Origin of the sequence: Stenotrophomonas sp. HMSC10F06, from assembly GCF_001807865.1 — a bacterium.
Taxonomy (GTDB): domain Bacteria; phylum Pseudomonadota; class Gammaproteobacteria; order Xanthomonadales; family Xanthomonadaceae; genus Stenotrophomonas; species Stenotrophomonas bentonitica_A.
In genome coordinates, this window is sequence record NZ_KV791259.1 from 130,425 (window position 1) to 143,492 (window position 13,068).

Consider the following 13,068-nt stretch of genomic DNA (forward strand, 5'->3'; position numbering starts at 1 on the left):
TGCCGAGGGCAGACGGGTGAGGCGGGTTGTGGCCTGCCGGATACGCCGCCATCATGACGGCCTTCTAAGGTCGCGCATTATCCGGACAACATGCACATGACGCCAGTTTCGCGCCTGACCCGCCTGCCCGGCCACGTGGCCCTGCTGGCGATCATCGCCCTGCTGAGCGCCTGCGGCGGCGGCAAGACCACCCGCCCGGCCCCGCCGCCCGCCTCGGCCCAGGTCTGGCCCAACGTCACCCCCAACGATCCGCAGGCCGCCAACTCGGTGCTGATGCGTGCGATCGGCCTGGTCGGCACGCCCTACCGCTACGGTGGCAACACGCCCGAATCCGGTTTCGACTGCAGCGGCCTGGTCGCCTACGTCTATCGCGAGATGCTGGATCTTCGCCTGCCACGCACCTCGCGCGATCTGGCCGCCGTGCAGGGACCGAAGATCGATCCCAAGCAGCTGGCGCCCGGCGATCTGGTCTTTTTCGGCAACAAGGGCAATGTCTTCCATGTCGGCATCTATGTGGGCGAAGGCCGCTTCGTGCACGCCCCCAGCACCGGCGGCACGGTCCGGCTGGACTCGCTGGGCGGACCGTATTGGAAGGACCACTACACCGGCGCGAAACGCGTCCTTAACTAAGCTGAACAGGGGTAAGGTACAAATTTGTGACGCGAATCACATAGTTGTAAACGAAAAATTAACGGAATTTGTACCTAATCACTGCGCTTACACGGCATCATCACCCATCGTTTTTATTCAGTGACCGCCGCGTGACGACAGACGACCTGACTTGCAAAGGCCAGACCGCCGCAACCCGGCGACGTGCCCGACCCGCTTTCCTCGCTGCAGCGCTCTGCCTGGCCAGCCTTCCGGCCTGGGCGCAGTCCGCACCGACGATCGCCCCCGAAGCTTCTGCAACCCCTGTCACTGTTGCCCCCGATTCCTCCGCGCCGGCCAAGCCCAAGGCTGATGCGCCGGCCCGCAGCAAGGCCGATGCCGCTGCCAGCGCCACCCTCGCCGCCCTGCTTCCGCACCTGGCGGCCAACGACACCATCCCCCTCATGGACCGTTCGGCGATGTTCGCCGGCGATCTGAGCCGCCTGCTCGCCAATTACGATGCCAGCACCGGCGCGATTACCGTGGCCGGCGACGCCGCCGAAAACGGCAAGGTCCAGTCCCTGCTGCGCCGTGCGATGACCCTGCTGGGCACCCCGTACCGTTGGGGCGGCACCTCGCCGGACAGCGGTTTCGACTGCAGTGGCCTGGTCGGCTATGTGTTCCGTACCGCGCTGGGTGTCGAGCTGCCGCGTGTCTCGCGCGAAATGGCCCATGACGGCGCTGCCCAGCTGATCAACGATCGCAACGCCCTGGCCGCTGGCGACCTGGTGTTCTTCGGCCGCAAGGGCCGTGTGGACCATGTCGGCATCTATGTGGGTGAAGGCCGCTTCCTGCACGCCCCGAGCACTGGCAAGGACGTCCGTGTGGACAGCCTGGTCAGCGGCTACTGGGGTGGCAAGTTCATGCAGGCCCGCCGCGTCGACCTCTGACCCGCCCTGCGGGACCACCGGATCGAAGGCCGCTGCCCTGCAGCGGCCTTTTTCGTTGGGCCGCGGCAGTGGCCGCTGATCGCCCCAACCCGCGTTCCCTTCTCTGTCACGGTCTTTTTCCCGACCGGCGACGCGCCCGGCGCACACGTGCTGCGGCGGGGGACGGACCCGGACGTGGGGCGGCACGTCCGTGGCAACCGATCAGGCAGCAGACACCGCCCGCGATTCTCGTCGACAAGGTGACGCATGGCGGCTGTCCCCGATTTTCCTGCCCGGTGTGTGATCTGGTTTGGGCAACCCCTCGCGCTTGAACGGGCGACGCTGGCTGCGGCCGGCTGGCAGGTCCGCAGCGTGGCCCCCGAACAATGCGCCGGGATCGGCATGCGCGGCAGCGACCAGGTGGTCGGCCTGCTTGACCTGCGCACGGTGGTGCCGGCCAACCTGGCCCACCTGCAGCAATTGCTGGTCGATCACCGCCACATGAGCCTGCTGGCGCTGTTGCCTGCTGCGCCGCTGCGCTCCTCGCCGGTGCTCGATGCGCTGCTGGCGGCGTGCGTGGATACCTATGTCGCCCCGATCGACCTGCCGCGCGTCGTGCAGCGGCTGCAGCAGCTGGCCGGCGCCGAATCCCTGCCCGCCGCCCATGGCCCTCAGTCCCTGATCGGCGACAGCGCGGTGCTGCAGGTCACCCGTGCGGCCATCCGCAAGTACGCGCCGGTGGACCTGCCGGTGCTCATCACCGGCGAGACCGGGACCGGCAAGGAACTTGCCGCCCAAGCGCTGCATGCGCTGTCGGCACGGCATGCGCGCCCGTTCCTGGCAGTGAACTGCGGCGCCATTCCGGCTGCGCTGGTCCAGTCCGAACTGTTCGGCCATGAGCGCGGCGCCTTCACCGGTGCGGCGACGCGGCGCCTGGGCCTGTTCGAATCGGCCAGTGGCGGCACCGTGTTCCTGGACGAGATCGGCGACCTGCCGCTGGATGCGCAGACCAACCTGCTGCGGGTGCTGCAGGAAGGCACGGTCGAACGCGTCGGCAGCAACCGGCCGCTGGAGGTCGATGTGCGCGTGCTCGCGGCCACTCACGTGGATCTGGAGAAGGCGGTCGAACAAGGCCATTTCCGTCGCGACCTGTTCTATCGGCTCAATGTGCTGCGCCTGCCGTTGCCGCCGCTTCGTGAGCGCGGCAGTGATATCGCACTGCTCGCCCACCATTTCCTCAGCAGCTTCCGGCATCGCCATGTCACCCGCGCGCGCGGCTTCACGGCCGAGGCGGTGCAGGCGCTCGAACGCTTCGGCTGGCCGGGCAACGTGCGCGAGCTGCTCAATCGGGTCCAGCGTGCGGCGATCGTCAGCGATGCCGAGCTGATCACGGCGGCGGACCTGGAGTTGAGTCAGCCGCTTCTGGCCAGCACCGAACGCGGCCTGCACGGCGCAAAGCAGATCGCCGAACGCGAAACGCTGCTGCATGCACTGCGCCAGCACGATTTCAACGTCACCGCCTGCGCCCGTCACATGCAGGTCTCGCGGGTGACGGTCTACCGGTTGTGCCGCAAGCACCAGCTCGCGCTGCCCGAACTGCGCTGAGCCGCAGGGCGCAGCGTGTGAGCGGGCGCGCTCACAGGCTGTACGGCACTTTGAAGGCCAGGGTGAAGTCCGGTGCATCCGGGGTCAGGCCGATACCCAGCAGGCTGACCAGGGTCGTTTTCTGGTTGAGCGCATAGGTGATGCCCAGGTTGAGCGTGCCTGCATTGGCGTCGCTGCCGATCACCTTCAACCACTGCCCGTTCTTGTAGCGCGTGGAGGCACGCGCGCTCAGCTTGTCACTGAAGGAGATGCTCAGGCTGGTGCGCTCATTGAACGCGAACGCCACGCCGGCGCCGAAGTAATAGGAGCCTCCAAGCTTTACGTCGCCCGGGTTGGTGGTGTCCGGGTTGGCATCAATGTCATCGAAGCTGCGCGGGAAGGAATGGATGTAACCGATATTGGCGAACAGGATCGCCGGGTCGGCGGTCTTCACGGCCGACAGGCCGACGTTGGCCTGCCACACGCCGTTGCCGGTCGGTTGCTGCTCGGGCACGGCAAAGCGGATGAAGTCATCGTCATCGCGCTCGAGCACCTTCCAGTCCAGCCCGTACGGCGCCCGCCCGGTCGGCGCGGTCGCGCCCACGGTGAGCACGGTTTCGGGCAGCCGCCCGCGTTCGGCGAACAGCCGGTAGTTGGCGCTCAGGCCAACGTCGCCGATGCCGTTGCCCGTCGTCTCTTCCTGCGCGATGGCCGCGGCCGAGCCACCGGCACCGCCCTTCTGGAACACCGTCTTGCGCGCCAGGTACGGCACGTCCAGGTTCAAGGTCAGGCGCGGGCTGATGCCCCAGCGCGCGGCCAGGTTGTAGGTCAGCGTGTCCGACTCCACGTTCTCGATGGCGATGTTGCCGAGGAAGATCGCATCCAGCGCCAGGAAGCCGTTGAGGCTGAGCTGCTTGCGGTCGTAGCGGGCGTAGGAAAGGCTGTTTTCAATCGTGAAGCGGCGGCTGAAGAGTGCGGCCTGCTGCTGTTTGACATCATCCACGCTGCGCCGCGACTCCTGCTTGGCCTGCTGCGCTTCGGCCGCCGAGCTGGCATAGCCATCGGCACTGGCCGGTGCGGCCGGGGTGCCCGCCGGCAGGGCCTGCTGCGGGGGAGGCGCGCTGGAGGCCACCGGCGCGGTCTTGCCGGTCAGCCGTGCCTGCATGGCCTGCACCTGCATGTCCAGCTCGCGCAGGCGACGTACTTCCTGCGCGTAGTTGGCCTTGAGGCTTTCCAGCTGCGCCATCAGTGCCTTGACGTCTGCCTCGTCAACCGGCGCAGGCTGTTGCGCCTGTGCCTGGGCGGACGCAGCCGCCATCAGTGCCAGCGCCGCCAGCGCCAGCGGTGTTGCGCGGATCATCGTGTGCATTGCCTTGGCCCACTGTTGTGTTGACGCTCCCCCTGCCGTGCCGATGGATCACTGGCCCGGCCCCATGCCTACCCCGCGTACCAGCGTCATCGCCTGCGCCACGTTCTGGTTGAGCGGCACGTTGTTGGCCATTGACTGCCTGACAAGGTCGATCTGCAGCCGGTTGGTGACCGATTGCCCATCACTGCCCAGCGCGATGCTCTGCCCGACGCTGCCGTTGCGGATCCATTGCTGGACCGCGCCGACACCCTCGATCTGCAACTGCACCTTGGCCGTGTTGCCTTCCAGTTGAGCCAGCGCACTGACCCCGCCCTGGTGCACGCTGGCCAGGTTCACGCCTTCGCCGGTGGGCGTTGGCGCGGTGCCATCGCGCACGGTCAGCTGGGTGGCGTTGCTGGCCAGGTTGCCGTCACCGGCGACCTGGATGCTCTGGCTCAGGCCGGCCACGTTCTGCAGGCCGCTGGCGTCCACGCTGCGCCCGGGTGTCACGGGCAGTGGCGCATCCGCGGCGGTGACACTCACGCTGGGCGCGAAGCTGATCTTCGGCGCGTTGCCGCCGTGGCTGAAGTCCATGCCCAGCTTCAGCGCGCTCTGTGCCGACTGCCCACCGGCGGTCTGCCATTGCGAGACCATGGTGACCCCGAACCACGCCACGGTGTTGCCACCAACGGTGTAGCGGCCACGCATGAGGTTCAACTCCGGATCGGGGATTTCGCTCAATCCCTTGCCGGGCCGGCTGTCATCGGCATGTGCCGGTGCGATGCCCAGCAGGGCAAGCAGCACGATGCCGGGCGTCCAGGTTGCGATGTTCATGTTGCCTCCTTAAAACAGATCGGCATGGGTGAATCCGAAATCGACCAGTTCCGCGTCGGTGATCGGTCCCTGCCTGGCGTACAGCGAACGGGCACTCGGCCGTTCACCGGGCTGCAGCAGCACCGTGTTGCGATCGAAGTCACTGCCGATCACGACAAACACGGCGCGCGACGGCCACGCCTGGAGAAATTCGCTGACGGGAATGCTGCGGTTGCCCAGAATCGGGTCGGCCACATCCACCAGATCGCCACGGACCTGTTTGAGGACCACGAAGTGGCGGAAGCCCCGCACATCCATCAGCACCAGCCCGGGCACGCGCAGTGAGCGCAGGCGCTCTTCATTGACGCGGTAGCCGCGCCCACGCATGCCCATCGATTCGACGTAACGCTTGATGTCCAGCAGCGAGAAACCGCGCTGGTGGACCAGTTGTGGATCCGAGACCCCCATCATCCCTTCGATCACCGTGCCCTCATCCGCCTCCAGGTGGTAGGCGTAGCGCAGGATCGTGGCAAGGGCTGCCGCGCCACAGCTGTAATCGGTGTGTTGCCTTACCACGTTGCGGAAGCGCCGTTCCTGCATGCTCTCCACGCGCTGGGTGAGCACCGCCCCGTTGGGCAGCACCCCGCTGAAGCCGATGTCGCCGGCCCGCACCAGCCCGATGGGCATCATCAGCATCGACAGTGCCCAGGCCAGCATCCAGGTGCGCATACGTGTGGACATCGTCTACTCCGGCTCAGGAAGGAGCCCCTGCCCCAAGGGGGAGAAGGGACAGGGGCTCCCGGGGAGCCCGGTCATTGGCGGATGACCGGGTTTGTTGCGCTCAACGCGTACTGCCTGCGAAAACGGACAACCTTCTTACTGTTCCGGACCGCCGCCGCCACCGCCGCCGGTGGAGGGCTGCGCAACCGCCAGAGCCAGGCTGTTGGCCTGCAGGTTGCCGGTACCGGAGGCCACGTTCACCCCGATGTTGCCGGAGGCGCCGGAGAACGCACTGCCGGACAACGCCGCGGTGTTGGTCGCATCCACGTTCACCCAGCGGGTGGTGGAGACGGTGCCGCTCAGGCTCGCGTAGAGATCGGCCACGCCCAGTTCGACGAACTGGCTGGTGCCGCGCTCATCGGTATCGAAGGCAATGCCGCCCACGCCCGGACGATTCGGGTTGGCGGTGGCATTCTGGATATCGCTATCCAGATCGATGTGGCCGTTCGCGCTGCCGCTCGGGTGATCCAGCGCGCCGCTCCAGCTGTCCAGGTAGTAGTTGTCTTTCTGGTAGGCACTACCCGTGCCGCTGTAACGACCCGCACCCACTGCCAACGTGGCGCCGGCGACGCGACCGCTCAGGTTCACGTCCACGGTGTCGGTCATCGACTGCAGGTAGCCGGCGTTGCTGACGGTGTTGCCGGAGGACACCTGGTTGGAGCTGATGCTCGAGGTCGCATAGGCGCTGGTGGCGACCGATGCGGCGAGCGCGTTCTTCTGCTCGTTGTTGTTGCCGGAAGCGACGTTGGCGCCGATGTTGCCCGACGCACCGCTGAAGGCATTGCCACCCAGGCCCGCAGCGTTGGTCACGCCGGAGTTGATCGTGGTGTTGCCACCGCCGAACTGGTTGACGAAGACTTCCGCATCGGCCATGCCGAAGCTGAAGGAGGCATCGGCGGCGGACAGCGACGCCGCATTGTCCTGGGCGTTGTTGTCACCGGCGGCGACGTTGAAGCCCAGGTTGCCCGAGGCATCGGCACCGACGTCGTCGGCGATCGAGGCGCTGTTGGTCACCAGGGTGTTGCCGGCCAGATTGTTGGTGACCGACTGGCGGTTGTCGATGACGGCGATGGCGGCCGAATCGATGTCGATCGAACCGGTGATTTCCGGATCACCCGAGAAGCTGATGTCCGAGCTCAGGCGCAGGTCCTTTTCGATGTTGACGTCGACGCCGTGATTGTTCTTTTCCTGGCGTTCGTCGGCCTGGATGTTGCTGGTCTTGTTGACGTTCTCGGTGACGTTGCGGTTGCTGGTCACGTCGCGGTTGCTGGTGACGTTGGTGTTGCTCGTCACGTTGTCGTTGATGGTGGTGTTGGTGGTGCTGTTGTTGTTGCGGGTGTTGTTCCAGGTCCGGTTCCAGGTGCGCGAATCGGTATCGGTGTTGGTGGTGGTATTGGTTTCGGTGTTGGTATCGGTATTGGTATTGGTGCGCGTTTCAGCCACGTTGTGCAGGTGGTTGATGTTGGCGCTCTGGTTCTGGTTGTCGCGGTCATTGCCCCAGCCATTGGCGCCGGCGGAGGCGGATGCAGCGGCGACGGCGATGGCCAGTACGGTCCGTTTCATGTTGGTGTTCATGGTGCCCTCTCTCTCATCACAGACAATCGGGTGGATGTGACTACTCACGGGGTGGACTGCACCGAAATGCTCAGTTGGTTTGCGGTGGCGTTGCCGGATCCCGCGATCTGATTGAGTTGCAGGACGCCGTCGAATCCCTGCAGTGCGGAGGCTTCGACCGCCACCCTGCGAGTTCCGGCCGACCGACCGCTGTTGACGGCCCCCTGCCCCCCTGCTGACGCGAGCGCGCCCGACGCGGCCAAGGCCTCGTCGTTCGTTTCGCGTATGCCCTGTTGCGCCAGCGTGGCGGTGACGACGTTGAGCGTCGCGTTGCCATTACCGCTGGCCTGGTTGATCGATGCGACGCCGCTGGCGCCGTTCAGTGCCTGGCCGCCGATCGTGGCGCTGGCGTCCATGGCGGTGTCGCTGATGCTGAGGTTGTTGGACTGCTGCTGGCGCGCATCGACGTTGATGTGGGCGTTGCGGCCGTTGGCGATGCCCATCAGGTTGGCCTGCTGATTGAGATCACCGGCGGCCATGTTGACGGTCATGGCGCCATCGGCGCCGGCCAGGGTGCGGCCGTCGATGCGGCTCTGGTTGAGATAGGACAGCATCGCGGCGTAGTCGTTGCCCTGCTGGGCATGCGCGGCCAACGGCGCGAGCATCAGGCCCGTGAGCAGTGCGGTGCGCAGGACGGTGTTCATTTGCCGGGCCCGCCCGCAGGCTGGCCGAGCGGGAACTGGGCGAGCGCGCCGCGCACCTGGTCGCCTATGCCGCGGGTCGCGTTGCCGACCGCGCCCATGGGGCCGCCGATGGTGTTGCTGAACTGGCCGCTGGACAGCATGCCGCTGTCGGTGACCTTGCCGAGCGTGCCGTTGACGGTATGCCCGGTGACGCGCTCGATGGTGGTGGCGTTGCGCGGAATGCCGGCACCGGTGTTGGAGCCCAGCGAGGCGTAATCGTCGTCGCTGAGTTCATCCATGCCGGTGGAGGTGCCGAGGGCGTGGCCGATTTCGCGGCGCGGCGAGGGGTCTGCGATGAGGGCCATGCCCGGAGGTGCGGGGCGATAGGCCGGTCGTGCGGAGACGTCACGCAGGAGGACGATTTCGCCGGGCTGGGCCTTGACGCCCTGGCGTGCGCCGGAGGCGTTGGCGGCGGCCGGCACGGCGAGTGCGGCGGCGAGCAGCCACAGGGTGATGTGTCGTGTGCGGTGTGCGGCAACGCTGTCCATGGCGACCTCCGATGACATGCGGAGGGGTGGAGCAGCATTCGTGCCAAGTTCCCAATGGCCGTGTTTCCGGGGTTTTCCTGCGGCGCGGGTTAATCGCACGCAACATTGCTGTTACAGCGGCGTTAGCGTTTGTGCGTATGAATAGGTTTGGCGATGGACGGCGTTGCGCTGAGAGTCAAGCGGGGTGCGGGTGTATCACGGGTGTTACACCGGGTGATACAGGGGGTTACGGTGCGGATTCAGGCTCGCCCCGGGTTTGCTTGTAAAGCCTCAGCCAGTCGCTTTGTCGTGAGGGCCGGCGATGCCAAGCCTCGCCAGCCCGCCAGACATCTGCCTGTTTGGCAGGAAGAAGCGACGATGCGAAAGCAGTTGCACACAAGCAAAAAAAGACCGGCTCTCGCCGGTCTTTGGGTGCTGCGTCCGTGCCTGCATCAGGACGTTCGTTCTTCGCCTTCATCCACGCCGAGGTTGGTGGATGGGTTGTCGTAGATCTCGCGGTCGAGCAGGCCGGTTTCCTTGGCGACGATGACCGGGACCAGCATCTGGCCGGTGACGTTGGTCATGGTGCGCATCATGTCGAGGATGCGGTCGATGGCGTAGAGGTAGCCGATGGTTTCCAGCGGGAGATTGGCGGCGCTGAGGACGACGGTGGCCATCACGACGGCGGTGCCGGGGACGCCGGCGGTGCCGAAGCTGCCCAGGACCGAGGCGATCAGGACCACAATGTACTGCTCGGGGGTGAGCGGCACGCCGGTGTACTGGGCGATGAAGACGGCGCACAGGGCCGGATAGATCGCCCCGCAGCCGTCCATCTTGATGCTGGCGCCGAGGGGGACGGCGAAGGAGGCGTAGTCCTTGTTGACGCCGAGGTTGTGGGTGATCGAGCGCATCGCGGCCGGCATGGCGGCGAAGCTGGAAGAGCTGACGAAGGCGACCTGCATGCCGGGGGCGGCGCCGCGGAAGAACTTGAGCGGGTTCAGGCCGTGCATGAGCAGCAGGCTGCCGTAGACCACGACGATGTGCAGGGCGCAGGCGATGTACAGGGCGAGCACGAAGTTGCCGAGCGGCAGCAGTTTCTCAAAGCCGTAGCTGCCGACCAGGCCGGCGATCAGGCCGAAGGTGCCCAGCGGGGTGATCTCCAGCACGAAGCGGGTCACCTGGATCATGATCTCGCTCATCTGCCCGGTCAGCTTGCGTGCCTCGCTGACCTTGTCGCCGAGCTTGACCATGGCAAAGCCGAGCAGGCCGGCGAAGAAGATCACCGGGAGGATCGAGCCGCGGCCCGCGGCCAGCACGGTTTCACCGGCGCCATTGATGCGGGTGCCGATGCCGGTCAACGCGTAGAAGACGTTGGAGGGCACGACATCCATCAGCACCTTGATCACGCTGGGTACTTCGCGCGGGGTGTAGCCGTGGTCCATGCTCAGGCTGAGCGCGCCGCTGCCCGGCTGCATGAGGGTGCCAACGCCCAGGCCCACGCACACGGCCAGGGCAGCGGTGATGATGAACCACAGGAAGGTGCGCCCGCCCAAGGCTGCCACGGACTTCTGCCCGTGCAGCGAGGAAATGGCGTTGATCACGGCGAAGAACACCAGCGGCACCGCGATCATCTTGATCAGGGTGACGTAGAGATCGCCGAGCGGGCCGAACCAGGTTTCGGCCGCCGGGCCGAGCAGCCAGCCGGCCAGTGCGCCCAGCACGAAGCCGCCGAGGACCCGTTGCCAGAAGGGGATCCGCAGCCAGGCAGAGACCAGCTTCATGTGCGTTCCAGAGATGATTTGACAGCTAGGCACCTTAGCCCAAGCGGGGCCGTGGCACGAGGCGTACACGGAAAATCAGCGTGTCATCGGCGTGCCTTGCGGCGTTCTGCATAATGAACGCCCGTTTCACATGTGAGATGCATTCATCCATGTCCCGTTTCACGCCTCTGGTGGCTGCCGTCACCACCCTGCTGCTTGGCGCCTGCGCCACTACCGCTCCCTCCTCCAGCGCCTCTGCCGGCGCGGTCCAGGTCGATGTGCCGGCCATTGCCCACCCCGCCGGGGAGACCCCGCAGTGGTGGTACCGCAGCGGTGCGGCGCGCGCGGCCAGCACCGGTGCGATGGACGGCAAGGCCAAGAACGTCATCCTGTTCCTGGGTGACGGCATGAGCCTGACCACGGTGGCCGCGGCGCGCATCTTCGAGGGGCAGCGCAACGGGCATCCGGGCGAGGAGAACCTGTTGTCCTGGGAGCGCTTCCCGGCCACCGCGTTCAGCAAGACCTACAACACCGATTCGCAGACGCCGGATTCGGCCGGCACCATGACCGCGATCACCACCGGCGTGAAGACCCACATGGGCGCGATCGGCGTCAGCGCGGGCACCCGCAATGACTGCGCCGACAGCCTCGACAAGGGGCTGCTGACCTGGCTGCAGCTGGCCGACAGTGCCGGCATGGCGACCGGCGTGGTCTCCACCGCCCGCCTGACCCATGCCACCCCGGCAGCGACCTACGCGCACTCGCCGGAGCGCAACTGGGAGAACGACACCGACGTGCCGGACGAGGCCAAGGCCGCCGGCTGCCGCGATATCGCCCAGCAGCTGTTGTCGACCTCGCGCTTCGGGCGCGGCCCGCTGGTCGCCCTCGGCGGCGGCCGCGGTGAATTCACCACGGTCGAAGAACGCGATCCGGAGTACGACGACAAGGTCGGCCAGCGCCTGGACGGGCGCAGCCTGGTGACCGAATGGCAGCAGGCGCACCCGCAGGGCGCGTACGTATGGAACGCCAGGCAGCTGCAGGCGGCGGCCAATGCGCCGGCCATCCTGGGCCTGTTCGAGCCGGACCACATGCGCTACGAAGCCGAGCGCAAGGACGACCCGGCCGGTGAGCCGAGCCTGGCCGAGCTGACCAAGGCGGCGATCGCCAATCTGTCGCGCCATCAGGAAGGCTATGTGCTGATGATCGAGGGCGCGCGCATCGATCACGCCAACCACAGCGGCAACGCTTACCGGGCGCTGACCGATACGGTGGCGCTGTCCGATGCGGTGCGCGCCGCGGTCGAGGCCACCTCCGACCAGGACACGTTGATCATCGTCACCGCCGATCACTCCCACACGCTGAACTTCGTTGGTTACCCGGCCCGTGGCAACCCGATCCTGGGCAAAGTCAAGGACAAGGGGGGCGAAGACGGTGCCGGCAAGCTGGACCTGGCCCGCGATGGCCTCGGCCTGCCCTACACCACGCTGACCTACGCCAACGGCCCGGGCTACACCGGTGCCACCAACCAGCAGCCGGTCGGCCCGAAGCGCTACCCGCACAACCCGAGCAGCTTCGATCCGACCACGGGTCGGCCGGACCTGACCGCGGTGGATACCGAGCATCCCGATTACATGCAGGAAGCGCTGGTCCCGGCCAAGAGCGAATCGCATGGCGGCGAAGACGTCGGCATCTGGGCACGTGGCCCGGGCAGCAAGGCGGTCCGCGGCACGATGGAGCAGAACGCGATCTACCACATGATCGTGCAGGCCACCCCGCGCCTGCGCCAGCGCCTGTGCGAAGCCGGCACCTGCGATGCCAAGGGCGTGCCGGTCGAGCTGCCCAAGCCGACCGCGTTCGAGCGCCAAGCGGGCGACAGCAAGTAATGCATCGACTGCTTCGCAATGCAGCAAACAGGGGCCGCCTCGCGCGGCCCCTGCTGCTGGTGGCCGGTCTGTTCGCATCGCCGCTGGCCTTGGCCGCCGGCACCGACACCGGCACCGGCTGCACCGCCCTGACCCAGGAAGATGGGCTGCAGCCGCTGCCCGGTTGCCAGTGGCTCGATGGGCATCTGGAACTCGACGCGGCGTCCCTGGCGTCGCTGTCCTACGATCAGGACGGGCTGGCAGCGGTCTACGCCGGCGGTGGATTCCACTACGTCCGTGCCGATGGTCGTCAGTTGCCGGTGATCACCTTCGACAACGGCCCGGACTACGTTGTGGAGGGGTTGGTCCGTGGGCGTGTCGGGCAGCGCATCGGTTACTTCGATACCCAGTTGCGCCAAGCCTTTCCGGGCACGTTCGATTTTGGCTGGGCCTTCGATGACGGGGTGGCCCGCGTCTGCGAAGGCTGCCGTCCGGGCACGCCGGACGACCACGGCCACATCGCGATGGTTGGCGGCACCTGGTATCGCATCGATCGGCAGGGGCGCCCGGCGATGGATGCCGGCACACCGTGATTCCCGCGTGGCAACGTCGCCACGCAGCACCGATACTGCCGGTCTGC

At 66.7% G+C, this 13,068-nt stretch carries 12 protein-coding genes; 5 read left to right on the forward strand and 7 right to left on the reverse strand.

Going from position 1 to position 13,068, the window contains the following annotated elements; genetic code table 11:
* The first annotated feature begins 90 nt into the window (after positions 1 to 90).
* From HMPREF3113_RS04210 to HMPREF3113_RS04220, 3 genes are all read left to right on the forward strand, one after another.
* Entirely contained in the window at positions 91 to 630 is a 540-nt protein-coding gene (locus HMPREF3113_RS04210) for a C40 family peptidase (RefSeq protein ID WP_070470965.1), read from the forward strand.
* Positions 631 to 776: 146 nt separating this feature from the next.
* Positions 777 to 1,538, forward strand: coding sequence for a C40 family peptidase (locus HMPREF3113_RS04215; RefSeq protein WP_235318920.1), 762 nt, complete (start codon positions 777 to 779; stop codon positions 1,536 to 1,538).
* A 246-nt stretch (positions 1,539 to 1,784) separates the two neighbouring features.
* Positions 1,785 to 3,122: a sigma-54 interaction domain-containing protein gene (locus HMPREF3113_RS04220; protein ID WP_070470967.1), complete on the forward strand. Its 1,338-nt coding sequence runs from the start codon at positions 1,785 to 1,787 to the stop codon at positions 3,120 to 3,122.
* A 31-nt stretch (positions 3,123 to 3,153) separates the two neighbouring features.
* Here HMPREF3113_RS04220 and HMPREF3113_RS04225 read toward each other — a convergent pair whose 3' ends face one another.
* The 7 genes from HMPREF3113_RS04225 to HMPREF3113_RS04255 form a co-directional block, all read right to left on the reverse strand.
* Complete coding sequence (locus HMPREF3113_RS04225; RefSeq protein WP_019182628.1) at positions 3,154 to 4,470, reverse strand: hypothetical protein; 1,317 nt, start codon at positions 4,468 to 4,470, stop codon at positions 3,154 to 3,156.
* Positions 4,471 to 4,518: 48 nt separating this feature from the next.
* Positions 4,519 to 5,283 (reverse strand): hypothetical protein, encoded by a 765-nt coding sequence (locus tag HMPREF3113_RS04230; protein ID WP_019182627.1) that lies wholly within the window; start codon positions 5,281 to 5,283, stop codon positions 4,519 to 4,521.
* A gap of 9 nt (positions 5,284 to 5,292) precedes the next feature.
* The gene (locus tag HMPREF3113_RS04235; RefSeq protein WP_070471074.1) at positions 5,293 to 5,979 is read right to left on the reverse strand and encodes a C39 family peptidase; all 687 of its coding nucleotides are present in this window, start codon (positions 5,977 to 5,979) and stop codon (positions 5,293 to 5,295) included.
* Positions 5,980 to 6,138: 159 nt separating this feature from the next.
* Positions 6,139 to 7,605: an adhesin gene (locus HMPREF3113_RS04240; RefSeq protein ID WP_254427756.1), complete on the reverse strand. Its 1,467-nt coding sequence runs from the start codon at positions 7,603 to 7,605 to the stop codon at positions 6,139 to 6,141.
* A 56-nt stretch (positions 7,606 to 7,661) separates the two neighbouring features.
* Positions 7,662 to 8,300, reverse strand: a complete 639-nt coding sequence (locus HMPREF3113_RS04245; protein WP_046273258.1) for a hypothetical protein — start codon at positions 8,298 to 8,300, stop codon at positions 7,662 to 7,664.
* Positions 8,297 to 8,827, reverse strand: coding sequence for a hypothetical protein (locus HMPREF3113_RS04250; protein WP_070425617.1), 531 nt, complete (start codon positions 8,825 to 8,827; stop codon positions 8,297 to 8,299). The genes HMPREF3113_RS04245 and HMPREF3113_RS04250 overlap by 4 nt, the downstream gene beginning before the upstream one ends.
* A 431-nt stretch (positions 8,828 to 9,258) precedes the next feature.
* Positions 9,259 to 10,587 carry a dicarboxylate/amino acid:cation symporter gene (locus tag HMPREF3113_RS04255; RefSeq protein ID WP_070470968.1) on the reverse strand — a complete coding sequence of 443 codons (1,329 nt, stop codon included), beginning with the start codon at positions 10,585 to 10,587 and terminating at the stop codon, positions 9,259 to 9,261.
* 149 nt (positions 10,588 to 10,736) lie between these two features.
* Between HMPREF3113_RS04255 and HMPREF3113_RS04260 the strand changes: the two genes are divergently transcribed.
* Both HMPREF3113_RS04260 and HMPREF3113_RS04265 read left to right on the forward strand, forming a co-directional pair.
* Positions 10,737 to 12,449, forward strand: a complete 1,713-nt coding sequence (locus tag HMPREF3113_RS04260) for an alkaline phosphatase (RefSeq protein ID WP_070470970.1) — start codon at positions 10,737 to 10,739, stop codon at positions 12,447 to 12,449.
* On the forward strand, positions 12,449 to 13,021 hold the full coding sequence (locus HMPREF3113_RS04265; RefSeq protein WP_070470972.1) for a hypothetical protein: 573 nt from the start codon (positions 12,449 to 12,451) through the stop codon (positions 13,019 to 13,021). The genes HMPREF3113_RS04260 and HMPREF3113_RS04265 overlap by 1 nt, the downstream gene beginning before the upstream one ends.
* Positions 13,022 to 13,068 lie beyond the last annotated feature (47 nt).